The 24,820-nt window shown below is 72.4% G+C and carries 23 protein-coding genes and 5 pseudogenes; 13 read left to right on the top strand and 15 right to left on the bottom strand.

The annotated features are described in order from the left end of the window. From JNW89_RS04505 to JNW89_RS04480, 6 genes and pseudogenes are all read right to left on the bottom strand, one after another. Positions 1–893 (bottom strand): annotated as a pseudogene (locus JNW89_RS04505) (glutamate mutase L); the annotation flags it as partial. Continuing rightward, positions 890–1,282 carry a hotdog domain-containing protein gene (locus JNW89_RS04500; RefSeq protein ID WP_238447833.1) on the bottom strand — a complete coding sequence of 131 codons (393 nt, stop codon included), beginning with the start codon at positions 1,280–1,282 and terminating at the stop codon, positions 890–892. The pseudogene JNW89_RS04505 and the gene JNW89_RS04500, both read right to left, overlap by 4 nt. Continuing rightward, positions 1,279–2,040 carry an OAM dimerization domain-containing protein gene (locus JNW89_RS04495; RefSeq protein ID WP_238447832.1) on the bottom strand — a complete coding sequence of 254 codons (762 nt, stop codon included), beginning with the start codon at positions 2,038–2,040 and terminating at the stop codon, positions 1,279–1,281. The genes JNW89_RS04500 and JNW89_RS04495 overlap by 4 nt, the downstream gene beginning before the upstream one ends. After that, positions 2,037–3,599 (bottom strand): lysine 5,6-aminomutase subunit alpha, encoded by a 1,563-nt coding sequence (locus tag JNW89_RS04490; RefSeq protein WP_238447831.1) that lies wholly within the window; start codon positions 3,597–3,599, stop codon positions 2,037–2,039. The genes JNW89_RS04495 and JNW89_RS04490 overlap by 4 nt, the downstream gene beginning before the upstream one ends. 67 nt (positions 3,600–3,666) lie before the next feature. Continuing rightward, a pseudogene (locus JNW89_RS04485) lies at positions 3,667–5,243 on the bottom strand (amidohydrolase). Positions 5,244–5,248: 5 nt separating this feature from the next. Next, positions 5,249–6,300, bottom strand: a pseudogene (locus tag JNW89_RS04480) (zinc-binding alcohol dehydrogenase). A 157-nt stretch (positions 6,301–6,457) separates the two neighbouring features. On the opposite strand from JNW89_RS04480, the gene JNW89_RS04475 reads away from it, so the two are divergent. After that, on the top strand, positions 6,458–7,864 hold the full coding sequence (locus tag JNW89_RS04475) for a KamA family radical SAM protein (protein ID WP_238447830.1): 1,407 nt from the start codon (positions 6,458–6,460) through the stop codon (positions 7,862–7,864). 100 nt (positions 7,865–7,964) lie between these two features. After that, positions 7,965–9,035 (top strand): low temperature requirement protein A, encoded by a 1,071-nt coding sequence (locus tag JNW89_RS04470; protein WP_238447829.1) that lies wholly within the window; start codon positions 7,965–7,967, stop codon positions 9,033–9,035. Positions 9,036–9,098: 63 nt separating this feature from the next. On the opposite strand, the gene JNW89_RS04465 is transcribed toward JNW89_RS04470, so the two are convergent. Together JNW89_RS04465 and JNW89_RS04460 are read right to left on the bottom strand one after the other, a co-directional pair. Then, the gene (locus tag JNW89_RS04465) at positions 9,099–9,431 is read right to left on the bottom strand and encodes a YnfA family protein (RefSeq protein ID WP_238447828.1); all 333 of its coding nucleotides are present in this window, start codon (positions 9,429–9,431) and stop codon (positions 9,099–9,101) included. Positions 9,432–9,492: 61 nt separating this feature from the next. Continuing rightward, positions 9,493–9,684: a CsbD family protein gene (locus tag JNW89_RS04460; RefSeq protein ID WP_238447827.1), complete on the bottom strand. Its 192-nt coding sequence runs from the start codon at positions 9,682–9,684 to the stop codon at positions 9,493–9,495. 527 nt (positions 9,685–10,211) lie between these two features. Here JNW89_RS04460 and JNW89_RS04455 point away from each other — a divergent pair. Continuing rightward, a complete protein-coding gene (locus JNW89_RS04455; protein ID WP_238447826.1) occupies positions 10,212–10,778 on the top strand; it encodes a histidine phosphatase family protein in 567 nt (188 codons plus the stop codon). 9 nt (positions 10,779–10,787) lie between these two features. On the opposite strand, the gene JNW89_RS04450 is transcribed toward JNW89_RS04455, so the two are convergent. Together JNW89_RS04450 and JNW89_RS04445 are read right to left on the bottom strand one after the other, a co-directional pair. Continuing rightward, positions 10,788–11,279, bottom strand: coding sequence for an Lrp/AsnC family transcriptional regulator (locus tag JNW89_RS04450; protein ID WP_238447825.1), 492 nt, complete (start codon positions 11,277–11,279; stop codon positions 10,788–10,790). A 53-nt stretch (positions 11,280–11,332) separates the two neighbouring features. Continuing rightward, positions 11,333–11,554 carry a DUF433 domain-containing protein gene (locus tag JNW89_RS04445; RefSeq protein ID WP_238447824.1) on the bottom strand — a complete coding sequence of 74 codons (222 nt, stop codon included), beginning with the start codon at positions 11,552–11,554 and terminating at the stop codon, positions 11,333–11,335. A gap of 102 nt (positions 11,555–11,656) precedes the next feature. Here JNW89_RS04445 and JNW89_RS04440 point away from each other — a divergent pair, with 102 nt between their 5' ends. Next, complete coding sequence (locus JNW89_RS04440; RefSeq protein ID WP_238447823.1) at positions 11,657–11,995, top strand: WYL domain-containing protein; 339 nt, start codon at positions 11,657–11,659, stop codon at positions 11,993–11,995. Here JNW89_RS04440 and JNW89_RS04435 read toward each other — a convergent pair. The 5 genes and pseudogenes from JNW89_RS04435 to JNW89_RS36465 all read right to left on the bottom strand — a co-directional run bounded on the left by JNW89_RS04435 (position 11,990) and on the right by JNW89_RS36465 (position 16,506). Next, complete coding sequence (locus tag JNW89_RS04435; protein ID WP_238447822.1) at positions 11,990–12,817, bottom strand: alpha/beta fold hydrolase; 828 nt, start codon at positions 12,815–12,817, stop codon at positions 11,990–11,992. The two genes, JNW89_RS04440 and JNW89_RS04435, sit on opposite strands and share 6 nt — an antisense overlap. 122 nt (positions 12,818–12,939) lie before the next feature. Next, positions 12,940–14,081 (bottom strand): annotated as a pseudogene (locus JNW89_RS04430) (acyl-CoA dehydrogenase family protein). Then, positions 14,078–15,193: pseudogene (locus JNW89_RS04425) on the bottom strand (M24 family metallopeptidase). Before JNW89_RS04425 ends, JNW89_RS04430 begins: the two co-directional pseudogenes overlap by 4 nt. Before the next feature lie 9 nt (positions 15,194–15,202). Further along, positions 15,203–15,808: a low temperature requirement protein A gene (locus tag JNW89_RS36470; RefSeq protein WP_255540392.1), complete on the bottom strand. Its 606-nt coding sequence runs from the start codon at positions 15,806–15,808 to the stop codon at positions 15,203–15,205. An 8-nt stretch (positions 15,809–15,816) separates the two neighbouring features. Next, complete coding sequence (locus JNW89_RS36465) at positions 15,817–16,506, bottom strand: low temperature requirement protein A (protein ID WP_255540388.1); 690 nt, start codon at positions 16,504–16,506, stop codon at positions 15,817–15,819. A gap of 161 nt (positions 16,507–16,667) precedes the next feature. Between JNW89_RS36465 and JNW89_RS04415 the strand changes: the two genes are divergently transcribed. From JNW89_RS04415 to JNW89_RS04375, 9 genes are all read left to right on the top strand, one after another. Next, complete coding sequence (locus tag JNW89_RS04415) at positions 16,668–17,684, top strand: ABC transporter ATP-binding protein (protein WP_305070497.1); 1,017 nt, start codon at positions 16,668–16,670, stop codon at positions 17,682–17,684. Then, a complete protein-coding gene (locus tag JNW89_RS04410; protein WP_238447821.1) occupies positions 17,681–18,451 on the top strand; it encodes an ABC transporter permease in 771 nt (256 codons plus the stop codon). Before JNW89_RS04415 ends, JNW89_RS04410 begins: the two co-directional genes overlap by 4 nt. Before the next feature lies 1 nt (position 18,452). Then, positions 18,453–19,256, top strand: coding sequence for an ABC transporter permease (locus tag JNW89_RS04405; RefSeq protein ID WP_238447820.1), 804 nt, complete (start codon positions 18,453–18,455; stop codon positions 19,254–19,256). Between the two features lies 1 nt (position 19,257). Then, entirely contained in the window at positions 19,258–20,541 is a 1,284-nt protein-coding gene (locus tag JNW89_RS04400; RefSeq protein ID WP_238447819.1) for an MCE family protein, read from the top strand. Then, complete coding sequence (locus JNW89_RS04395) at positions 20,538–21,569, top strand: MCE family protein (protein ID WP_238447818.1); 1,032 nt, start codon at positions 20,538–20,540, stop codon at positions 21,567–21,569. Before JNW89_RS04400 ends, JNW89_RS04395 begins: the two co-directional genes overlap by 4 nt. Continuing rightward, positions 21,566–22,549, top strand: a complete 984-nt coding sequence (locus tag JNW89_RS04390) for an MCE family protein (RefSeq protein ID WP_238447817.1) — start codon at positions 21,566–21,568, stop codon at positions 22,547–22,549. The genes JNW89_RS04395 and JNW89_RS04390 overlap by 4 nt, the downstream gene beginning before the upstream one ends. Further along, positions 22,549–23,343, top strand: a complete 795-nt coding sequence (locus JNW89_RS04385; RefSeq protein ID WP_238447816.1) for an MCE family protein — start codon at positions 22,549–22,551, stop codon at positions 23,341–23,343. The genes JNW89_RS04390 and JNW89_RS04385 overlap by 1 nt, the downstream gene beginning before the upstream one ends. Further along, on the top strand, positions 23,244–23,795 hold the full coding sequence (locus tag JNW89_RS04380) for a hypothetical protein (protein WP_238447815.1): 552 nt from the start codon (positions 23,244–23,246) through the stop codon (positions 23,793–23,795). The genes JNW89_RS04385 and JNW89_RS04380 overlap by 100 nt, the downstream gene beginning before the upstream one ends. Positions 23,796–23,852: 57 nt before the next feature. After that, positions 23,853–24,820: MCE family protein (locus tag JNW89_RS04375; protein WP_238447814.1), on the top strand; the 968-nt coding region annotated here is incomplete at its 3' end.

The raw sequence follows: 24,820 nt of genomic DNA, 5'->3' as shown, positions 1-24,820 counted from the left end.
GCACCACCCCGGGGGCGCTCCACCGCATCCCCAGGTCCCCTCGACGGTGCGGGCCCGCCACAGCGTCCCGGCGACCTCCCGGCCCGGCCCGTCGGCCCGCTCGTCGGGGGTGAGCACCGAGTACACGTCGGTGGTGGCCCCACCGACGTCCACCACCGCCAGGTCACCACCGAGGGTGTCGGCGAGCACCTCCACCCCGGTCAGCACCGCGTCCGGGGTGGCCGCGCGCACCAGCCGCGCGAACCGGGTACCCCGCGACAGGCGCTTGCCGCCGATGACGTGCCGCAGGAACACCTCCCGGATCGCCGCCCGCGCCGACGCCGGGGCCAGCACCCCGATGCGCGGCAGCACGTTGTCCGCCGCCGTCACCGGCACGCCCGCCCCGGCCAGCAGCGCGGACAGCTCGTCGCGGACCGCGACGTTGCCGGCCAGCACCACCGGCACCCGCCAGCGGGCCTTCGCCAACCGGGTCGCGTTGTGCGTCAACGTGTCGGCGTCCCCACCGTCGGTGCCACCGACCAGCAGCACCACGTCCGGGCGGGCCGCCCGCAACGCCGCCAGCTCCGCCGCGCCGAGCCGGCCCGCGGCCACGTGCACCACGTTCGCGCCCGCCGACAACCCCACCCGCCGACCCGCCTGCGCGGTGACCAACGGCTCGTAGCCCACCACCGCCAGGCGCAACCCACCACCGGCCGACGAGCACGCGTACCACGGCAGGTCCCGCACCCCGAGCCCGGCGGTGGCCGCGCCGACCGCGCGTCCAGGCCGTGCAGCACGTCCGTGCCGACCGTGGTCGGCGCCGACGCCGCCGCGACCAGCGCGGCGCCGTCGAGGTCCACCACCGCGACCTTCGTGTACGTGGACCCGACGTCGGCGCAGACGGCGAGGGTCACGCCGGCGGCGGGACGACCACGGTGCCGGTCGCGGTGACCGCCACGATCGGCGGGTCCAGCACCTCCGCCGCCGACTCCGACCGGTCCGGACGACCCCGGCACACCACCCGCGCCTCGAAGTCGATCGTGCGGCTGCGGGTGCCCACCCGGGTCACCGTCGCGGCCACCTCCAGCACGTCCCCGGCCTTCATCGGCGCCTTGAACTGCACATCCGAGTACGACGCGAACAACCCCTCGTCGCCGTCGGTGCGGATGCACACCTCCGTCGCCACGTCCCCGAACAACCCCAGCGCGTACGCCCCGTCGACCAGGTTCCCCGCGTAGTGGGCGTGCGAGTACGGCACATACCGGCGGTGGGTGACGGTCAGCCCGACCCGGGAATCACTCATGCCTTCGCCTTCCTGCTCGTGATCAGCGCGTGCACCAGGTAGCTGGCCACCTCACCCGGGGTGGTGCCCCGGCCGAAGATCCGGTCCACACCCAGCTCGCCGGTCATCGTCTCGTCGAACCGCGGCCCGCCCACGATCAGCAGCGGCCGCTTCCCCGCCGGCATCGCCTCGCGGAACGCCGCGGACATCTCCCGCGTGTTGTGCAGGTGCGCGTCGCGCTGCGTCACCACCTGCGACACCAACACCGCGTCGGCCTTCTCCACCCGGGCCGCCTCCACCAGCTCCGGCACGCTGACCTGCGCGCCGAGGTTGGTGACCTTCAACTCCCGGTAGTACTCCAGGCCCTTCTCCCCCGCGATGCCCTTGACGTTGAGGATCGCGTCGATGCCCACGGTGTGCGCGTCCGTGCCGATGCACGCCCCCACCACCGACAACTTGCGGCGCAACCGCTGCTTCACCACCGCGTTGACCTCCTTGGCGCTCAGCAGCGGGAAGTCCCGCTCCACCACCTGCACCGCGGACAGGTCCACCAGATGGTTCACCCGCCCGTACACCACGAAGAAGGTGAACCCGTCACTCATCGGCTTGGCGTGCACCAGCATCGCCGGGTCGATGCCCATCTTGTTGGCCAGCTGGATCGCCGCGCCCTCGGCCCGCTTGTCGTGCGGCACCGGCAACGTGAACGACACCTGCACCATGCCGTCACCGGTGGTGTCCCCGTACGGCCGGACGATCTTCTTCTCCGCCGCGGCCGTCACGCGCGGTCCCCTTCCAGGATCTCGGTGGCCGGGTTGTAGTAGTCGGCGTCGTGGGCGGCCACCCCGGCCAGGCCCTTGCCCCGGTCCGCGGGCCGCTTCATGATCCCGAACGTGCCCTCGGCGATCGCCGTCAACAGCGACTGGTCACCGATGCGCTCCAGCAGATCCAGCGCCTCACCCAGCACCCGGTTGGCGCGCTGCTGGATGAACCCGCCCGGCGCCGGCACGAAGTCCTCGTGCAGCCCACCGGCCGCGCCCAGCACGTACCGCACGTTCTGCAGGGCGATGTCCCGGTCCGACAGCCACGGCGTCACCACCGCCTCGGTCATCATCCCCACCAGCAGGATGCCCTGCCCGGTCATGGTGCCCACCAGGTTGAAGAACCCGTCGAGCAGATTGCCGCGGAACACGTCCCCGGTCATGTGCTTCGTCGGCGGCATCCACTTCAACGGCGCGTCCGGGAACAACTCCCGCGCCAGCAGCGCGTGCGCCAACTCCAACCGGAACGACTCCGGCAGATCCGGGTTGATCTCGAACGCGTGCCCCAGCCCCAACTGCCAGTCGGCCAACCCCGCCTCGTGCGCGAAGAACTCGTTGAGCAGCTGCGACACCGTCACCGTGTGCGCCTCGTCCACCGCGTCGGCGGTGGTCAGGTAGTTGTCCTCACCGGTGTTGATGATGATTCCCGCCCGGGCGTGCACCTGCCGGGAGAACCGCTGGTCCACGAACGTGCGGATCGGGTTGATGTCGCGGAACAGGATCCCGTACATCGAGTCGTTGAGCATCATGTCCAGCCGCTCCAGGCCGGCCAGGGTCGCCATCTCCGGCATGCACAGACCCGACGCGTAGTTCGTCAGCCGCACGTACCGGCCCAGCTCCTTCGACGTCTCGTCCAACGCCGCCCGCATCAACCGGAAGTTCTCCTGCGTGGCGTACGTGCCGGCGAAACCCTCCCGGGTCGCGCCCTCCGGCACGTAGTCCAGCAGCGACTGCCCCGTCGACCGGATCACCGCGATGACGTCCGCGCCGGCCCGCGCCGCGGCCTGCGCCTGCGGGATGTCCTCGTAGATGTCACCGGTGGCCACGATCAGGTAGATCCACGGCCGCTGCGCCGGATCCCCCAACCGCTTCACCAGCCGGTCCCGCTCGGCGCGCCGCCGGTCGATCTGCCGGACACCCGCCCCGACCGCCTTGCGGGCGGCCTTGCGGGCGGCGGTGGCCGCCTTTCCGGTGGGCTGGGTGAAGCGCACCGACCCGGCCGCCGCCTTCTGCGCCAGCAACGTCGCGTCGCTGATCTGCTCCCGCGCCAGCGCGTCGAACACCGGCGCCGCCACCCCGTGCCCCAGCCCGACGTCGGCGACCACCGCGTCGACCAGCCGGTTCACCCACGGAATGCCGTCCGGGTCCGCGCCGGTCACCCCGGCCAGCCGCAGCACCGCCCGCTCCACCGACACCGTCGTGTGGCTACGCGCCAGATCCACCACCGGCTGCCCGGCGCGGCGCGCCAACTCCCGCGCCCGCGCCACCAGCACCGGATCCAGGTCGAGCTTGCCCGTCACGCCGTCACCCCGGCCCCGCTCACCGCCGGCGCGACCCGCGCCCGTGCTGCCTCGATCCTTCGCTCGCTCACGCCGACCCTTCCTCATAGATGACCTCACCGCGCAGCACCGTGCGCCGGCACACCGGCAACGGCGTCGGATCCTGCGGACCCCGCAGCTCCGGGTCCTCGGCCTGCAACACCGGCAGACCCCGCTCCACCCCCGCCGGCGTCGACCACACCGCGAACGTCGCCGGCGCCCCCCAACGCCAGCACACCCTCGTTGTCGAGGTGCACCGCCCGCCAGCCACCCCGGGTGTGCGCCGCGAACGCCGCCCGCGCACTCATCCGCTGCACCGGGTTGTGGTGCGCCGCCGCCGCCCGCACCGAACCCCACGGGTCCAGCGGCGTCACCGGCGAATCCGACCCGAACGCCAACGCCACCCCGACCGCGTGCATCGCCCCCATCGGGTTCGACTCCAACGACCGGTCCAACCCCAGGCGCGCCTCGTACATCCGGCCCGCGCCACCCCACAACCGGTCGAACGCCGGCTGCATGCTCGCCACGATCCCGTACTCCACGAACCCGGCGATCAGCCGCTTGTTCATGATCTCCGCGTGCTCCACCCGGTGCCGGGCCGCCCGCACCCGGTCCGTGCCCAGCTTCTCCGCCGCCGCCGCGAACCCCTGCAACACCGTCGAGATCGCCGCGTCCCCGATCGCGTGGAACCCGCCCTGCATCCCGTGCGCCGCACAGTCCAGCAGGTGGTCACGCACCTCGTCCGCGGTGACGTACCCGTGCCCGCAGGTGCCCGGCTCCCCGTCCAGGTACGCCGACGACACGTGCGCCGTCCGCGACCCCCAACGCCCCGTCGGCGTACAGGTCCCCGCCCGCCCCCACCGCACCCATGTCCCGGGCCTTCGCCGCGCCGAGCAGCTCACCCCAGTACCCGTACACCTCCGGCACCCCGTCCCCCGGAGACCGCCAACAGGCCGGTGAAATCCGACTCGTCCGACGTGCCGGGACCACCGCACTCGTGCACCGCGGCGATCCCCAGCGACGCCGCGTGCCGCAACGCCGCCCGCTGCGCGGCCCACCCGCTGCGCCGGCGACACCGAACCCAACGCCGCCTCCCGCCACCACGTGGTGCGCGTCCCGCCGCAACCACCCCGACGCGTCGTACCCGGCCACCCGCGCCGCCTGCGGCACGCCGCCAGCAGCGCCGCCGACACCAACGCCGAATGGATCGACGCCTGCGACAGGTACACCCGCCGACCGCCGGCCGCCCGGTCCAGCGCCGCCGCGCTCCGGCAACTGCGGCACCGGCCAGTTCGACTCGTCCCAGCCGTGCCCCAGCACCACCGCGTCCGACGGCAACCCCGCCGCGAACGCCGCCACCGCATCCAGCAGCCCCGCCGCCGACCGCACCGCGGACAGGTCCAACCCCGACAACGCCAACCCCGTGTCCGTGGCGTGCACGTGCGCGTCCACGAACGCCGGCGTCACCAGCGCACCGTCCAGCTCCACCACCCGGTCGGCGGCCGGCGCGTCCCGGTCCGCCCCCAACCAGGCGATCCGGCCGTCGGTCACCAGCAGGGCCGTCGCGCTCGGATCGGCCGGACAGTGCAGCACGCCGCCGCGGTACAGGATCGAGGGGTTCGTCATGGCACTCAGTCTGCCGCCAGCCGGGACTCGAACAGAGCGCGGACCCCCGGCTCCGACCGCAGCAGACCCAGCGCCAGCTCCGCGTGACCCGGCACGTACCCGTTGCCCACCAGCATCGTCACGTCCGCCGCCAGGCCCTCCGCGCCCAACGCCGCCGCCGCGAAGCTCGTCGCCATCGAGAAGAAGATCACCGTGCCGCCGTCCGCCGTGGCCAGCACCGCCCCGTGCTCGCAACCCGGCACGTCCACGCAGACCACCGTCACGTCCGCCGGCACCCCCACGCGCCCGACGTCACCGCCGTCGACAACGCCACCGGATCCCGGGCGTCGGCCAACGCGACCACCGAGGCCAGCCCGGCGCCGGTCAGCGCGTCGCGCTCCGCCGCCACCGGCACCACCCCGACGGTACGACCCGCGCCCGCCCGCCGCGCCGCGGCGAGGGACAGCGACCCGCTCTTGCCGGCTCCACCGATCACCGCCACGGTCACCGGCGTCGGATCGTTCTCGCGCTGCCTGCGCGCCACGTGCTCCGCGACGACCCGGCCGGTCAGCGCCGGCGCCCCGCACACGTCCAGCACCGCCAGGGACAGCTCCGGGTGCAGGTCCGCCGGCAGCACCGCCGCGATCGACCGGGCGAACAGGATCGCGTACCCGTCGCACGGCACCTGCTCGCTGCGCCCGTCCCAGCGGGCCAGCCCGTCGAGGATCCTCAGCGGGGTCAGGGTCAGCGACACCAGGGTCGCCACCCGGTCACCGGCCGTCAGCTCCAGCGGCGACCGCCGGCCGACCTCCTCCACGGTGCCGATCAGCATGCCGCCCGACCCGGTCACCGGGTTCTGCATCTTGCCCCGGGCGGTGATGATCTCCAGCACCTCGGCGCGGACCTTCTCCCCGTCGCCGCCGTGCTTCTCCGACAACTGCCGGAAGCTCGCCGCGTCCAGGTTCAGCCGCTCGACCCGGATCCGCACCTCGTTCGGCGCGATCCGCGGGTCGGCGTCCAGCCGCCACGCCGCCTGCGGCAGCACCCCCGCCGGTTCCACAACGCGGTGCAGACCCACCGGTGACGTCACGCCGACCTCCCCTGTCAGCCGCGTGAAGCCCCGGCCTGGGCTCGCATCGCGGGAAAACTTCCGGCAGACTAATTTCTTCACCGGATATTTTCCAGTAGCCTACGGGCCGCTGATCATCTGCACCAACACGCACCGAGGAGGGGCCGTGACCCAGACCCAACCGGTTGAGACCATCCCTCAACCCCGTCACGCCCCGGTCGCGACGCCGACCGCCGGGCAGCCGTACGAATACCGCCGCAGCCCCCTGGTCGAACCCGACTGGACCCGCTTCCCCGGCTGGCGCCACGTCACCCGCGACCAGTGGGAGAACGCCCAGTGGCAGCGCGTCAACTGCGTCAAGAACATCAAGCAGCTGCGCACCGTCCTCGGCGACCTCGTCGACGAGACCTTCTACGACGACCTCGCCGCCGACCAGAGCGCCCTGGCCACCATGTCGATGCTGGTGCCGCCGCAGATGCTCAACACCATGGTCCCGTTCGCCCCGATGACCACCGAGGCGTTCCTCGCCGACCCCGTGCGGCGCTACATGATCCCCGTCGCCTCCGACCGGCGCACCGACTGGCCGTCACACCCGTACGCCAGCCGCGACTCGCTGCACGAGCACGACATGTGGGTCGCCGAGGGCCTCACCCACCGCTACCCCACCAAGGTCCTCGCCGAGCTGCTCTCCACCTGCCCGCAGTACTGCGGGCACTGCACCCGGATGGACCTGGTCGGCAACTCCACCCCGGCCGTCGACAAGCTCAAGCTCACCCTCAAGCCCGTCGACCGCTACGACGCCCACATCGCCTACCTCAAGGCCCACCCCGGCGTCCGCGACGTGGTGGTCTCCGGCGGTGACGTGGCCAACGTGCCGTGGCGCAACCTCGAGTCGTACCTGATGCGGCTGCTGGAACTGGAGACGGTCCGCGACATCCGGCTCGCCACCAAGGCCCTGATGGGCCTGCCGCAGCACTGGCTCCAGCACGACGTCGTCGAGGGCCTGGAGCGGGTCGCCCGCACCGCCGCCCGACGCGGCGTCAACCTGGCCATCCACACCCACGTCAACCACGCCCAGTCGATCACCCCACTGGTCGCTAAGGCCGCCCAGACCGCCCTCGACGTCGGCGTCCGCGACGTCCGCAACCAGGGCGTGCTGATGCGCGGGGTCAACGCCACCGCCCCCGACCTGCTCGACCTCTGCTTCGCCCTGCAGGGCGAGGCGGGCATCCTGCCGTACTACTTCTACATGTGCGACATGATCCCCAACGCCGAGCACTGGCGGGTCCCCGTCTGGCACGCCCAGCAGCTCCAGCACGACATCATGGGCTACCTGCCCGGCTACGCCACCCCGCGGATCGTCTGCGACGTCCCCTTCGTCGGCAAGCGCTGGGTGCACATGCTCACCGAGTACGACCGCGAACGCGGCATCTCGTACTGGACCAAGAACTACCGCACCTCCATCGAGTCCGCCGACCTGGAGGCGCTCAACAAGCGCTACGCCTACTACGACCCGATCGACACCCTGCCCGAGGGCGGGCAGCAGTGGTGGGTCGCGCACCGCGACGACTGAACGGCACCCGCACCACCTCGTCGCCGCCCCGCCGGCGACCGAGGGTGCGGCGTAGCCGATCCGGGAAACCCCGGCACGACGCGCTGACTACCCTGCACCCATGGGACCCGCGCGAGACGACGCCGACACCGCCGACCGGGCCACCCCCGTCGAGGTCTTCTTCGACGTCGTCTTCGTCCTCACCATCACCCAACTCGCCCACCTGCTCGAGGACCACCTCGACTGGACCGGCCTCGGCAGCACCGTCCTGATCCTCGGCCTGCTCTGGTACCTCTACAGCGGCTACGCCTGGCTCACCAACCACGTGCCACCGCGCCGGCCCGCCCGCAAACTCCTCCTCTTCGGCGGGATGGCCGGCTTCCTGCTCACCGCCGTCGCCATCCCCGACGCCTTCACCGGCAGCGGCCTGCTCTTCGGCATCGGCTACCTCGTCGTGGTCACCGTCCACCTGACGCTGTTCAGCCAGAGCACCGCCCGCGCCGGCGTACGCCGGCTTGCCCCCTACAACCTCGGCGCCGCCCTGCTCGTCCTCGCCGCCGGCCTGCTCTCCGGACCCGCCGTGTACGCCCTCTGGGCCGCCGCCGTCTTCGTCCAGACAGCGCTGCCCTACCTGCTTCCCGGCCACTCGTGGCTCGGCGTCGCCGCCAGTTTCCGCATCGTCCCGACCCACTTCGTCGAACGGCACGGCCTGCTCGTCATCGTCGCCCTCGGCGAGACCGTGGTCACCATCGGCATGGGCGCGCCCCTGAACCACCTCACCCCCAGCACCGCGGGCGCTATCGTGCTGGCCCTCGCGCTCCCCGCCGCCCTCTGGTGGACCTACTTCACCGAGGCCGGCGCCGGCGAGGCAATCCTCGACCGCGCCGAACCCGGCGCCCGGAGCCGACTGTCCGCCCGCGTCTACATCCTCAGCCACTTCGTCCTGCTGCTCGGCATCATCGCCACCGCCACCGGCCTGCACGCCACCGTCGCCCATCCCGACGCCCCGACCGGTTGGCCGGCCGCGCTCGCCCTCTCCGGTGGAGTGGCCCTCTTCCTGGTCGGCATCGCCGACATCCGCCGCGTCGTCCACCACGGCCGCCCGGCCAGCCGCCTGGTCACCGCGGCCCTGGTCCTGGTCACCGTCCCGATCGCGCCTACGTCAACGCCACCCTGCACCTGGTCATCGTGATCGCCTCGGTGACCGCGATGCTGGTCGTCGACGGCCACCACGCCGGCGGCCAGGGGCGACCGGTCAGCCGCGCGGCGCGTACATGATCACGGCGACCCCGAGCAGGCAGATCGCCGCGCCGGCCAGGTCCCACCGGTCCGGCCGGAACCCGTCCACCAGCACCGCCCAGCCCAGCGACCCCGCCACGAACATCCCGCCGTACGCGGCCAGGATCCGGCCGAAGTGCGGATCCGGCTGGAACGTGGCCACGAAGCCGTAGCAGCCGAGCGCGATCACCCCGGCCGCGATCCACCACAGGCCGCGGTGCTCCCGCCAGCCCTGCCAGACCAGCCACGCCCCGCCGATTTCGGCGAGCGCGGCCAGGGCGAACAGCAGCAGGGACCGGGCGACCGTCACGCCCCACGCTAACCGAGCGGTCCCCGGGGCATCCCCGGGGACCGCTCGCCACGCGCCTGGATCAGCGGAACGTGTCGCGCGCCCGGCGACGGGCGTCCCTGGGGTCCCCGCCCGTCTGTCGGGCCCGGGCGGTGCTCTGCTCGGTGGCGCCCTCGCCGCGCATCGGCTCGTTGTCGGTGACGTCGCCGATCCGCTCCTTCGCGACGCCGGTGAGCTGCTGGGCCTTGTTCTTCGCCTTCTCCGTGAAGCTCATGTCGCCTCCTGCTGCTCCGGCGGTGCGCGAGGCGCTCTCGCCCCGCTTCCCCGGTGCGTCCCCGGCCACCAGGACCCGAAACGGCGCCTCTCCTGGTCGCGGCTCTGTTGGGCCGTGACCAGGGTCGCGCCGCGTAAGGCATCCTAGGATACTGATCTGAGCGGGTGCCTGAAGGCGTCATCCCGGCAGGCGCTGGCGCGGTGACCGCGCCAGGTTGGGCACGTGCCGCCCCGACCGGGACTGACGCGCGCAGCCGCACTGCGGCGGCCAGGAGGCGGCACGCGATGATTCGCGCCCTGTGCCCTACTGCCGCGACCGCCGGGGACGCCGATCCGCTGCGGCAACGCATGGCCCTCGCACCGCGCCGCCCGGAAGACCTCCCCCGGCATATCGCTGGCTTCTCGGACTCGCTCGACCCGCACGCCGCCCGCCGTGTGGTCTCGCCCCCACCCCCTAGGCCGTCCTAGGACAATAGGTGGGTTCGTCACTGTCCGGCCGACGGCGTCCGGTACTGGTTGACTGGAGGCATGAGCGAGATCCTCCTCGTCCGGCACGGCGAGACCACCTGGAGCGCCAGCCGTCAACACACCTCGTACACCGATCTGGAGCTGACCCCCGACGGCGAGCGGCAGTCCCGCGCACTCGGCGGGGTGCTCGTCGGCCGGCGATTCGCCCGGGTGCTGTCCAGCCCGCGCAGACGCGCCCTGGCCACTGCGCAGCTCGCCGGTCTCACCGTGGACGAGCTGGACGAGGACCTGGTCGAGTGGAACTACGGCGAGTACGAGGGCCGCACCACGGTGGACATCCACACCGAAGATCCGCACTGGAACATCTGGACCGACGGCTGCCCCGGCGGCGAGACGCCCGCACAGGTGGGCGAACGGGTCGACCGGTTGCTCGACCGGGTCACTCCCCTGCTCGACCACGGCAGCGTCGCCCTGGTCGGGCACGCGCACAACCTACGGGTCGTGGGCGCCCGCTGGATCGGACTGCCCCCGTCCGCCGGCGGAAAGCTCCGGCTGGACACCGCCACGATCAGTGTCCTCGGGCACGAGCACGGACGCCGCGTCATCCTCCGCTGGAACGGCGGCTGACCGGCCCGCTCAGCCAGCCTCCCCGTTGGTGCGGGGCCGTACCCGGCTCCGTGGGTCGAGGTCGATCTTCGGCGGTCGCCCCTCGTACGGGGTGGAGAGCACCACGGTGGTGCGGGTGGTGACGTTGGCCGCGGTGCGGATCTCCTGGAGCACCCGCTCCAGATCGGCCGGGCCGGCCACCCGCACCAGCAACAGGTAGAAGTCCTCCCCCGCCACCGAGTAGCAGGAGTCGATCTCGGGCAGGTGGGCCAGCCGCTCCGGCGCGTCGTCCGGCTGCGACGGGTCGAACGGGCGGATCGCCACGAAGGCGGTCAGCGGCAGGTCCAGCGCCTCGAACGAGACCCGGGCGGCGTAGCCGTTGATCACCCCGCGCTGCTCCAGCCGGCGGACCCGCTGGTGCACCGCGGAGACCGACAGCCCCACCTTCTCCGCCAGATCCGTGTACGACAGCCGACCGTCAACGGTCAGCGCGGCGACGATGGCGCGGTCGATCTCCTCCACGGCGTGCAACCTACCGGGTGTCGGCCCGAGGTGCGACGACCGGCCGGCCGCGGTCACGCTGGGCGGGCCGTCCGGTCGCGCACCGCATCGGCCGCGTAGTTCAGCACCTCGGCCAGGTCCTCCTCGTCGAGGAAGGGCAGGTCGGTGAGGATGTCGGTCACGGACATCCCCTCCGCCATCATCGCCAGCAGGGTGGCCACCGGGATCCGGGACTGCCGCACGCAGGGCGCGCCGCCCATCACCTCGGGGTCGACGGTGATCCGGGGGAAGTCCACCGGCACAGGGTAGTGCGGTGCACGCTATGTCCGTCGAGTTGATGCCGGTAGGAAATGTCGCCGAGGTGTTGCCTCCCGGCTCCGTAAACGGTTGAGGTCCTTGTGCACGCGCCCTCCGCGCGGGTGCGGCAGGTGGTCGGCCGCTGGGGCACGATCGAACCGCTCGATCAGGACAGCTGCCGGCTCACCATGACCTCGACCTCCCTCGACTGGCCGACGCAGGCAGTGGGCAACGTGGGCGCCGAGTTCACGGTCCTGGGGCCGCCGGAGTTCGCCGCGCACCTCCAGGAGTGGGGCGCCCGCTTCATCCGGGCCACCCGCGCACCCGCACCTTCCTCGCCGTGGTACCGCGACGTTCGTGGCAGCGGGCGAGGCAGTGGAAGGCGGAGAAGGGAAGCTTCCCTGGCCGCCGTCACTCGGCCGCCTCGCGGCGTCCTATGAGGAGGATCTTTCCCCGGCAGTCCAGTCGCGGACGAGTGCGGCGAAACCCACCGGCCGTTCCATCGACGGCAGGTGCGCGACGTCAGCCCAATCCACCCGCCGGACCCGGGGCGCACCGGCGCACACGCGGCGGGCGGCGTCGTGGGTGGTGTCCAGATCGTGTCCGCCGACGAGTACCAGCACCGGCAGGTCCAGCTCGCCCAGCCGCTCCAGGGCCGGCGGCTCCAGCTCCGCCTCGTCGACCTCGCCCCACGAGTCCGCGATCTCGAACGCACCGCGCTGCATCAGCCGGACGGCGGACACCACCGACGGCTCGACCTCGGCAACGCTGCGGCCCGGGCCGGCGACCCAGGTGGTCACGTTGGCCTCGACCGCAGCATGGAGATCGCCGTTGGCCAGGGCCGCCTTCTCGGCGTCGAAGAAGCGGCGCAGGTCGGGCGTCAGCTCGGCCAGGAGGCTGCCACCGGGCGGGCACAGCAACAGCGACTGCACCAGATCGGGCCGGGTCAGGGCGACCTCCGTGGCCACGCCCGAACCGAACGAGGCGCCGACCAGGTGGCACCGCGTGAGGCCCAGATGCTCCAGCGTCGAGAGGACGTCGGCGACGTGGTCGAGCGCCCCGTTCGGCCGGGTCGTCGACTCGCCGAAGCCGCGCAGGTCGACCCGGACGACCGTGCGGTCGGCCGCCAGGTCGCCCCAGATCGGATCCCACATGCGCCGGTCGGCGATGCCCGCGTGGATGAAGACGACGGGCAGCCCGCCCTCCTGCGCCGCGCTGTGGTCGTACGCGATGCCGGACGGGGTGTACGACGTGGCAGTCATTGGTCTCCTGGGCTGTTCAGGGCGTCGAACCAGCGATTCAACCGTGGCCGCCAGCCGATGGCCGACCATCGTGCGCCGGTGGAGAACTTGGTCACTCGCGGCCACGACCCGCGGGACACCACCTAGCCCTTCGCCAGCGCCCGGGAGATCACCAGCCGCTGGATCTGGTTGGTGCCCTCGACGATCTGGAGCACCTTCGCCTCCCGCATGTACCGCTCCACCGGGTGGTCGGCGACGTATCCGGCGCCGCCGAGCACCTGCACCGCGTCGGTGGTCACCCGCATCGCCACGTCGGTGGCGAAGAGCTTCGCCTTCGCCGCCTCGATCGAGTACGGCCGGCCAGCGTCGCGCAGCCGGGCGGCGGAGAGCGTCAGCGCCCGGGCGGCGGAGATCTGCGTGGCCAGGTCGGCGAGGTTGAAGCCGAGCCCCTGGAAGTCGATGATCGCCTGGCCGAACTGCCGCCGTTCCTTCGCGTAGCCGACCGCGTAGTCGAGGGCGGCCTGGGCCAGCCCGACCGCGCAGGCGGCGATGCCGAGCCGGCCGGAGTCCAGGGCCGACATGGCGATGGTGAAGCCCATGCCCTCGCCGCCGATCAGCCGGTCGGCGGGCACCCGGGCGTCGTCGAAGGCGATCTGCGCGACCGGGGAGGCGTGCAGGCCCATGGTCCGTTCGGCGGCCTGCGGGTGCAGGCCCGGGGTGTTCCGGTCGGCCAACAGGCAGGAGATGCCCTTCGGGCCGGGGCCGCCGGTGCGGCAGAAGATGTTGTAGAAGTCCGCGACCCGGGCGTGCGTGATCCACGCCTTGGTGCCGGAGACGACGTACGAGTCACCGTCGCGGACGGCCTTCGTGGTCATCGCCGCCGCGTCCGAGCCACCCTGCGGCTCGGAGAGGCAGTACGCCCCGAGCAGTTCCCCGCCGATCATGTCGGGCAGCAGCTTGCGCTGGGCGTCGTTGCCGAACTGGGCCACCGGGTAGCAGGACAGGGTGTGCACGCTGACCGCCTCGGCCACGGCGAGCCAGCGGCTGGCCAGGATCTCCAGCACCTGGAGATAGACCTCGTACGGCTGGGCGGCGCCGCCGTGCTCCTCGGCGTAGGGCAGGCCGAGCAGGCCGGCCCGGCCCAGGGTGCGCAGCACCTCCCGGGGGAACTCGGCGCGCTCCTCAACCCGGCGGCCCGGGGGGCCAGCTCGCGGTCGGCGAGTTCGGTGGCGAGGTCGAGCAGGTCGTGGGCCTCGTCGGTGGGGAGGATCCGGTCGACAGTCATAGCGCGATGAGCTCCGTGGGGGTGGTGTTGAGCCGGTGCACGCCGTCCGTCGTGCAGACGACGATGTCCTCGATGCGGGCGCCGTGTCGGCCCGCGAGGTAGATGCCGGGTTCGATGGAGAACGCCATGCCGGGCTCCAACGGCCGGGAGTTGCCGGCGACGACGTACGGCTCCTCGTGCCCGTCCAGGCCGATGCCGTGGCCGGTGCGGTGCAGGAAGGCGGCGCCGTACCCGGCGGCGGTGATCAGCTCGCGGGCGGCCGCGTCGACCGCCTCGGCGGTGACGCCGGGCCGGACCGCGGCCACGGCGGCGCGCTGCGCCGCGTGCAGCACCCGGTAGTAGTCGGTGAACTCGGCCGGGGCGCGCCGCCGGCGAGGTAGGTGCGGGTCGAGTCGGAGCAATAGCCCGAGGGCATGGTGCCGCCGATGTCGACGACGACCGGTTCGCCGGCCTGGATCGGGCGGTCCGAGGTGCCGTGGTGCGGGCTGGCACCGTTCGGCCCGGCGGCGACGATGACGAAGTCCACGGTCGCGTGGCCGGCGGCGCGGATGGCCGCGGCGATGTCGGTGGCGACCTCGGCCTCGGTGCGCCCCCGGCCGCAGCCACTCACCCATCCGGGCGTGCACCGCGTCGATCGCGGCGCCCGCCTCCGCCAGGGCGGCGATCTCGGCGGGCGACTTGCGCACCCGCAGCTCGCGCAGCACCTCTCCGGCCAGCCGCTGGGTCGCCCCGGGCAGCGCGGCGCGCAGTGCGAGGACCTGCTCGGCCCACATCCGGTCGGCCAGCCCGAGCGCCGCGACCGGTCCGCCGAGGGCGGCGGTGACCAGCGGGTACGGGTCGGTGCCGTCGGCGTGGTCGACGATGCGCACGCCGGTGGCCGGCGCCGGGGACGCCTCGGCCGCCGGACGTTCCAGGGTGGGGACGATCAGGATCGGCTCGCCCTCGGCGGGCAGCACCAGGCAGGTCAGCCGCTCCCCCGCGTGCGCGTCGTAGCCGGTCAGGTAGCGCAGGTCGGAACCGGGGGTGAGCAGCAGCGCGTCCAGGCCGGCGGCGGCGGTGGCGCGGCGCGCGGCGGTCAGCCGGTCGGGCGGATACAGCTCGGCGGTTCCCACCCCGTCAGCTTAACGGTCGTTTGGGCGCTCCCGGGAGTCGGTCGCCGGTTCGGAGTCACCCGCCCCGGGCCGGGCCCGGTGCCGCCGCTCCTGCATGGCGGCGACCAGGAGGACCACGGCGAGCAGGCCGAGCGCCGCTGCCGCGGGCAGCGCGCGACCGAGCGGCAGCAGCGCCAGGATGACGCCCACGAGGGCCACCTGGGCCCGGCGCACGTGGTGCGCGGAGAGCCGCAGGAAGAGCAGCCGCCCGACCAGGAACAGCGTCGTCCCGCCGTACAGGGCGGTGACGCCGGGCCAGCTCATCGACCCGGCGGGCGGCGGCGCGCCGTGCCCGCCGGCGACGCGGGTCAGCACCTCCTCGACGCCGAGCGCGACGTAGATGACGCCGACGACCAGCAGCAGGTGGGAGAGGCTGTAGGCGTCGCTGGCGATCTGGTCCCGGCGGTCCCCCGTCGACAGGTCGAGGGTCCGCTCGGCGGCGGGCGCGACGTGTTCGAAGTAGAGCCACCACAGGCATACGGTCACCGCGAGCCCGACCAGCGCCGCGCCCAGCACGGGCGGCCGGGTCACGGCCGATCCGGCGCCGACACCGGCGGCGACCAGCGACTCGCCCAGCGCGATGATCAGGACCAGCCCGTGCCGTTCGGCGAAGTGGTGCGGGTTGTGCAGCGGCCAGCCACCGCGGAAGGCGTGGGCGAGCCGCTGCCGCCGACCTCGACCGCGAACGCCAGCGCCCAGAGCGCCGACTGCGCCGTGCCGCCGAGGAGCGCGCCGAGCACGAGCGGCAGCCAGCCCGCGGCGCTGGCCGCCGCGAAGACCCGGATCCGGGCGCGCAGGCCCGGCGTCGCCGCCGCCGCCCAGTAGTAGAGCGCCAGGTGCACCGCGCGCAGCACCACGTAGGCCAGCGCCAGCAGCAGCGGACCGCCGGGGCCCGGACCGGGCGACCAGGCCTGCGGCATGACCAGGGCGGCGACGAAGGACGCGGCCATGGCAGCCAGGACACCCGCGCGGACCACGCCGACGTCCGCGCGGGTCTGGTTGCCCAACCACGCGTACGACGACCAGGAGAACCAGAGCAGCACGAGCAGGAGCAGTCCCCGCGCCATGGACTGCGGGGACGGCGGCTGCCCCATGAACGCGATGATCCGGGTGAGGGCGAAGACGAAGACGAGGTCGAAGAAGATCTCGAAGGTGGTGGCCGGATGGTCCCGCGCCACCAGCCCCGGCCGTACGTCGGTGAGCAGGGCCGACACCGCCGTCGGATCGCCGACAGCGGCTCGACGGACGAGCTCTGGCTCGATCGATGTGGTCATGGAGTGTGAGACACCTTCGTTACCGGCGGGTTAACCGCACGCTATCGAGACGTGGGCCACTTTGCATAGGTCACCCTGGGTGCCCGCCCGCCTGCGCAAAGAAGTGTGTTGCGTTCTGCCCGGCCGCCGCGATGTTCCTGATGTCGACGGAGGGAGGGCGCATGGGTGTCGAAGTGGCCGTGCAGGGACTGACCAAGTCCTTTGGTGGCCAACCGGTCTGGTCGGACGTCAGCCTGACCCTGCCGGCGGGCGAGATCTCCGTGCTGCTGGGCCCGTCCGGCACCGGCAAGTCGGTGTTCCTCAAGACCCTGGTGGGGCTGCTCCGGCCCGACGCCGGCTCCATCTGGATCGAGGGCAAGGACCTGCCCCGCCTCTCCGAGCGCGCGCTGTACGAGGTGCGCAAGCTGTTCGGCGTGCTGTTCCAGGACGGCGCGCTGTTCGGCTCGATGAACATCTACGACAACGTGGCGTTCCCGCTGCGGGAGCACACCCGCAAGTCCGAGTCGCAGATCCGCGACGTGGTCAACGAGAAGCTCGACATGGTCGGCCTGGTCGGTGCCGAGAAGAAGCTGCCGGGCGAGATCTCCGGCGGCATGCGCAAGCGGGCGGGGCTGGCTCGCGCGCTGGTGCTCGACCCCCGCATCGTCCTGTTCGACGAGCCCGACTCCGGGCTGGACCCGGTGCGCACCGCGTACCTGAACCAGCTCATCATCGACCTCAACCAGCGGACCGGGGCGACGTTCCTGATCGTCACGCACGACATCAACACCGCGCGTACGGTGCCGGACAACATCGGGCTGATCTACCACGGGCACCTGGCCATGTTCGGGCCGCGGGAGATGCTGCTGTCCAGCACCGAGCCGGTGGTGCGGCAGTTCCTCAACGCCCAGCGGGTCGGCCCGATCGGGATGGCCGAGGAGAAGGACGCCGAGGAGTTGCAGGCCGAGGCGGACGCCGGGGCCGAGCTGCCGCCGCTGCCGCCCATCCCGCTGCAGCTGCCGCCCTCGGACGGGATGCCCCGCCAGGCCGAGCGCCCGCCGGGGCAGTGGTGCCGAGACAACGGGGTCACCCCACCACCCGGCTCCTTCGAGGGCCGCCGCGACGCCGCGCAGCCGACCATCGAGCTGGGCCGGGAGCTCGCCGCCGACGGGCGGCGCCACCGGGAGGTGGCCGGATGAGCGCCCCCGTCACCGCCGTCCGCGCAACCGGCGACTTCTTCGCCTTCTGCCTGGACACCCTGCGCGGCCTCGGCCGCCGGCCGGTGCAGGTCCGCGAGTTCGTCCAGCAGGCCTGGTTCATCAGCTCGGTGTCGATCCTGCCCGCCGCGCTCGTCTCCATTCCCTTCGGCGCGGTCATCGCGTTGCAGCTCGGCTCGCTGGTCCGTCAGCTCGGCGCGCAGTCGTTCACCGGTGCCGCGTCGGTGCTCGCGGTGGTCCGCGAGGCGGGGCCGATTGTCACCGCGCTGATCATCGCCGGCGCGGGTGGCTCGGCCATCTGCGCCGATCTCGGCTCCCGTAAGATCCGCGAGGAACTCGACGCGATGCAGGTGCTGGGCATCGACCCGATCCAGCGCCTGGTGGTGCCGCGCGTGCTTGCCTCCATGCTGGTCGCCGTCCTGCTCAACGGCCTGGTCAGCGTGGTCGGGGTGACCGGTGGCTACCTGTTCAACGTGGTCATGCAGGGCGGCACGCCCGGCGCGTACCTGGCCAGCTTCCAGGCGCTGGGGCAGCTGCCCGACCTGCTGGTGGGCGAGGTCAAGGCCCTGCTGTTCGGTGCGGCCGCCGCGCTGGTCGCCTCCTACAAGGGGATGACCGCCAAGGGCGGCCCGAAGGGCGTCGGCGACGCGGTCAACCAGAGCGTCGTGATCACCTTCATGTTGTTGTTCGCGCTGAACTTCGTCGTCACGGCCGTGTACTTCCAGGTTGTACCGCAGAAGGGAAGCTGACATGCCGGGCCTGCGGTACCTCGACGACCTGGGCGGACAGCTCGCCTTCTACCTGCGCGCCTTCGCCTGGACCCCGCGCACCGTGCGCCGCTACAAGCGCGAGGTTATCCGGCTGCTGGCTGAGGTGAGCTTCGGCTCCGGCGCGCTCGCCGTGGTCGGCGGCACGGTCGGCGTCATCTGCTTCCTGACCTATTTCACCGGCACCGAGGTCGGCCTGCAGGGCTACCAGGCGCTCAACCAGATCGGCAGCAGCGCCTTCACCGGCTTCGTCTCGGCGTACTTCAACACCCGGGAGATCTCCCCTCTGGTGGCGGCGTTGGCGCTGTCGGCCACCGTCGGCTGCGGTTTCACCGCCCAGCTCGGCGCGATGCGGATCTCCGAGGAGGTGGACGCCCTCGAGGTGATGGGCGTGCCGTCCCTGCCGTTCCTGGTCACCACCCGCATGATCGCCGGCTTCATCGCGGTCATCCCGCTCTACGTGGTGGGGCTGCTCACCAGCTACCTGGCCACCCGCACCATCGCCGTCTTCTACTTCGATCAGTCGGCCGGCACCTACGACTACTACTTCAATCTGTTCCTGCCCCCCGTCGACGTGCTGTGGTCCTTCTTCAAGGTGCTGGTCTTCAGTGTGATCGTCGTGCTGGTGCACTGCTACTACGGCTACACCGCCAGGGGCGGACCCGCCGCCGTCGGCGTCGCGGTCGGCCGGGCCGTCCGGCTCGCGATCGTCGCGGTCAACATCGTCGACTTCTTCCTGTCGCTGGCCATCTGGGGCGCGACCACCACCGTCCGGATCGCGGGGTGACATGAGAAATCGCATTCTGGGCATCGTCTTCATCGCCCTGCTGACCGCGGCGCTGACCGCCTCCGTGCTGCAGTACAACAAGGCGTTCACCCCGGTCGCCTGGGTGACCCTGCACGCCGGTCGGGCCGGGCTGCAGCTCAGCCCGGGCGCCGACGTCAAGGTACGCGGAGTGGTCGTCGGCGAGGTGCGCTCGGTGGACAGCAAGGGCGCCGGCGCGAGGATCCGGCTGGCCCTGGACCCGGCCACGACGCCCCTGATTCCGGCCGACGTCAGCGCGCGGCTGCTGCCCAAGACCCTCTTCGGCGAGCGGTACGTCGAACTCGTCCCGCCGACCGGCGGCGCGGCCGCACCGATCCGCGACGGCGCGGTCATCGGCCAGGACCGCAGCCGTACGGCCGTCGAGCTGGAACGGGTCCTCGACCAGGCGCTGCCCCTGCTGCAGGCGGTGCGGCCCGACCAGCTTGCCGCGACGCTCGGCGCCATCGCCACCGCGCTGGAGGGACGCGGCGAGCAGCTCGGCGCGAACGTCGAGCGGCTCGACGCGTACCTCAAGCAGTTGAACCCGGCCATGCCGACCATCGCCGAGGACGTCCGGAAACTGGCGGTCGTGCTGGACAGCTACGACGCCGCGCTGCCCGACCTGCTCGCTCTGCTTCGCGACGTGACCGTCACCTCCCGCACCGTCACCGACCAGCGTGAACAGCTGGCGGCGTTCCTCATCGAGACCACCGACACGGCGGACCTCACGCGCGGCTTCCTGGACCGCCACGGCGACCAGCTCATCTCCCTCGGCCAGGTCAGCCGACCGGTGCTGGAACTGCTCGCCACGTACTCCCCGGAGTACGCGTGCATGATGAGCGGCCTGGTCGCCCTGCAACCCCGCGTCGAGGAAGTCTTCGCCGGCGGGCGGATGCACATCACCCTCGAGGTCACCCGCGACGGCGGCAAGTACGAGAAGGGCCGCGACGAGCCGGTCTACGGCGCGCACGACGGCCCGCACTGCCGGGGCGTGCCCGACCCGGGGAAGCCGGCGCCCGAGGTGCCCATCAACGACGGTTACGACTACCGGGGCGAGCGCCCTCGTACGCCGCTGCCCGTCGGCCTGCCGGGGACCTCGCCGGCCGGCGGTTCCCCGGGCATGGGCCGGGCCGGCACCGCTGAGGAGCGTGCCCTGGTCAATCCTCTCGTCGGTGCCGTCACGGGCACCCCGCCGGCGGAGGTTCCCGACATCGCGGTCCTGCTCTGGGGGCCGTTGCTACGCGGAGGGGTGGTGAACGCCCGATGAGCAGCAAGACCATGGCGCCCCTGCTGAAGCTGGTGGTCTTCGCCGCGGTGACCCTGCTGCTGACCGCGCTGCTCGCGCAGACCCTCGGTGCCTTCCCGCCCGGCGGCGTCACCTACCGGGCCCGGTTCACCGACGTCACCGGGCTGCTCCCCGGGGACGACGTACGCGTCGCGGGGGTGAAGGTCGGCCAGGTCAGCCGGATCAAGGTGGTCGACAGCACCGTCGCGGAGGTGGCCTTCAACGTCACCCGCGACGTCCCGGTGGCTACCAGCGTCCGCGCCAAGATCCGCTACCGCAACCTGGTGGGTCAGCGGTACCTGGCGCTCAGCGAAGGGCCGGGGGAGGGGCGGCCGCTGCGGGCCGACGGCCTCATCCCGCTCGGCCAGACCACGCCGGCATTGGACCTCACCGTCCTGTTCAACGGGTTCCGGCCGTTGTTCACGGCCCTCGACCCCGACGACGTCAACAAGCTCGCCTACGAGATCATCCAGGTGCTGCAGGGCGAGGGCGGCACGGTGAGCAGCCTGCTGCAACGCACCGCGTCGCTGACCAACACCCTCGCCGACCGGGACGCCGTCATCGGACGGGTCGTCACCAACCTCAACGGCGTCCTGGCCACGCTGGCCGAACGGGACCGCAACCTCGACCAGAGCATCAGCCAGCTGCAGCAGTTCGTCTCCGGGCTCTCCGCCGACCGCAAGGCCATCGGCGAGTCGCTGGTCAGCATCGGTGAGCTCACCACCAGCACGTCCGCGCTGATCGACGACGTACGACCACCGCTAGCCGCGGACATCCGAGCCCTGGACGAACTGAGTGGCAACCTCAACCGCAACGCGGCCGTCATCGACGGCACCCTCGGCCGGCTGCCGGAGCGGTACGCGTCCCTGACCCGCGTCGCCTCCTACGGCTCCTGGTTCAACTTCTACCTCTGCGACTTCGACGGCAACGTGGCGGTGGCCGGCCGGGCGCCGATCGACGTGCCCACGTTCAGCGCCCCGGCCGCCCGATGCGCGGGAGGCAGCCAGTGAGACCGTTCCGGGAACGCAACCCCGTCGTCATCGGCACGGTCGGGCTGGCGCTGATCGTCGCCGCGCTGCTCGGCGCCTTCCAGCTCGACCGGCTGGCCGACCTCACCGGACGCGCCTACCAGGCGGCCTTCCACGACGCCAGCGGCCTCACCACCAGCAACGAGGTGCGGGTCGCCGGGGTGCGGGTGGGCAAGGTGACCGCGGTGGAGCTCGCCCGAGACGGTGCGCCCTACGTCCGGGTCCGGTTCCGGCTGGACGACGACAGCGTCCGCCTCGGCAACGACACCAGCGCCATGATCAGGATCAAGACGGTGCTCGGCCAGAAGTACCTGGCCCTGTCACCGGCCGGGCCCGGGCGGCTGCGCGAGGGCGGGCAGATTCCCCTCGCCCGGACCGCGGCGCCGTTCGACGTGGTGCAGGCAGTCACCGGACTCGCCGACACCCTCGACAAGGTCGACACCGAACAGCTCGCCGCCGCCTTCACCACCCTGTCCGAGACCTTCGCCGACACGCCCGACAGCGTGAATGCCTCCCTGGTCGGACTCTCCCGGCTCTCCCGCACCGTCGCCGACCGCGACGCCGAACTGCGGACCCTGCTCTCCCGCGCCCGCTCGGTCACCACGGTGCTGGCCAACCGGGACGAGGAGTTCCGCAAGCTGGTCGCCGACGGCGAGGCGCTGCTGGCCGAGGTGAGCCGGCGTCGGGACGCCATCCACAAGCTGCTCGTCGGCACCGACGAACTCGCCACGCAGCTCTCCGGACTGGTCACCGACAACCGCGCCCGGATCGAGCCCGCGTTGCGCAAGCTGCGTGAGGTGGTCGCCATCCTGCAGCGCAACAAGGAAGACCTGGAGAAGACCATCCAGCGGATGGGCCCGTTCGTCTCGACGTTCGCCAACGTGGTCGGCAACGGCCGCTGGTTCGACTCGTACGTGGCCGGTCTGCTCCAGCCGTACCAACCGACGAGGGGAGGCCGCTGATGCCCGGTCCCATCCAGCGCTGGCGAGGACCGGTCGCCGTCGCCACCGCCCTGCTGGTGGCCGTCGCCGCCGGCGTGGTCGTCCTCCGCGACGGCACACCCGACCGGCGGGTGGTCGCCTACTTCTCCCGTGCCGTTGGGGTGTACCCGGGATCGGACGTGCGGGTGCTGGGCGTTCGTGTCGGCGAGGTGCTCACGGTCACCCCGCAGGGCCGCAGTGTCAAGGTCACCATGTCGTACGACCCCGGGATCGACGTCCCCGCCGAGGCGCAGGCGCTCATCGTTCCGCCCAGCGTGGTCAGCGACCGGTACGTGCAGCTCACCCCCGCCTACGCCGGTGGCGCCAGGCTCACCGACGGGGCGGAGATCCCGCTGGAGCGGACCGCCGCACCGATGGAGATCGACGATGTCTACCAGGCGCTCGACGACTTCAACCGCACCCTCGGCCCGGAGGGGGCCAACCGCGACGGCGCCCTGTCCGACCTCGTCGCGACCGGCCGGGCCAACCTGGAGGGCAACGGGCAGAACCTGCACGACACCCTCGATGGCCTGTCCCGGGCGCTGACCACCCTCTCCGACGGCCGGCAGGACCTCTTCGGCTCCGTCGCCAACCTGCAACGCTTCACCACCGCGCTGGCCCGCAGCGACCGGAGGTGCGCGCCTTCAACCGGCAACTCGCCGACGTCGCCGAACAGTTGGCCGGCCAACGCGACGAGCTGGCCGCCGCGCTGCGCAACCTCGCCACCGCGCTGGCCGACGTCACCGCTTTCGTCAAGCAGAACCGGGCCGCGTTGACCTCCAACGTCGCCGCGCTGACGGAGATCACCAGCGTGCTGGTCGGCCAGCAACAGGCGGTCATCGAGATCCTCGACGTCGCCCCGCTCGCCGTGAACAACCTCGCCCTCTCGTACAACCCACGGTCCGGCACGCTGGACACCCGCGACAACGCGATGGGTCCGTACGACCCGGCCAGCTTCGCCTGCTCCCTGTTGATCGACCAGCTTCCCGCCGCTGAGGTGCCCGCGAAGTGCATGGCGCTCGCGCAGACCCTGCACCAGCGCGGGCTGCCCATGACCGACCAGCTGCGCAAGCTGCTCAAGCTGCCGCCCGGCGCCCCGGCGACCGGCGGGTCCTCACCGGGACCTCCCATCAGCTCCCCCGGTGCGCCGATCCCCGACCAGGCGCCGGGCGGCTCCGGCATCACCAGCGACCCCACCCTCGGCGGCATCCTGCGGGGCACCCCGTGACCGCCCGGGCACTGCGCGCCCTGGCAGGCGCGGTCCTGGTGGCGCTGCTCCCGGCCGGTGCGGCCTGCCGACCTCGCCGACCTGCCGCTGCCCGGCGGCGCCCCGAAGGGCGAGGGGTACACCGTCACCGCCGAGTTCAGCGACGTGCTCGACCTGGTGCCGCAGGCCGCCGTCAAGGTCGACGACGTGACCGTCGGAAGCGTGGAGAAGATCTCCCTCGCCGGCTGGACCGCGCGGGTCACCCTGCGCATCGGCACCGACGTGCGCCTGCCGTCCAACGCCACTGCGGCGGTCCGGCAGAGCAGCCTGCTGGGCGAGAAGTACGTGACCGTCGCGGCGCCGATCACCGGAGCCTCGACCGGCCAACTCGCCAACGGCGACGTCATCCCGCTGTCCCGCACCAACCGCGGCGCCGAGGTCGAAGAGGTCCTCGCCGCCCTCGGCCTGCTGCTCAACGGTGGCGGGTTGGCTCAACTGCGGACCATCAACCAGGAACTCGGCACCGCACTCGCCGGACGGGAACCCGCCGTCCGGGACGCGCTGGGCCAGCTCGACGAGTTCATCGGCGGGCTGGACAAGCAGAAGGCCGACATGGTCCGCGCCCTCGACGCCCTCGACCGGCTGACCGGCCGGCTCAACCGGCAGAAGCAGGTGCTCGGCGACGCGGTGGACTCCCTCGCCCCCGGCCTGACCGTGCTGGCGCAACAGCGCGCCCAACTGACCAGCGCGCTGACCGCCCTGGACAAACTCGGCGACGTCGGCACCCGGGTCGTCAACCGCAGCCGCGACGACACCGTGGCCAACCTCCGGGCGCTGCAACCGATCCTGGAGGAGCTGGTACGCGCCGGTGACGACCTGCCGAAGTCCCTGGACTTCATGCTGTCGTACCCGTTCCCGCCGAACGTCACCGGCGCGATCGTCGGCGACTTCGTCAACCTGTCCGTCACCGCCGACCTCGACTCGGCCTCGATCCTGGCGAACCTGGCCGCTGCGGCCCCCGCGCCGGCAGGCCCGGCGGCGCCGCC

It is taken from the genome of Micromonospora sp. 4G55, from assembly GCF_016803375.1.
The sequence above is the reverse complement of the archived record's forward strand: the minus strand, read 5'-3'. Positions and strand labels throughout refer to the sequence as shown.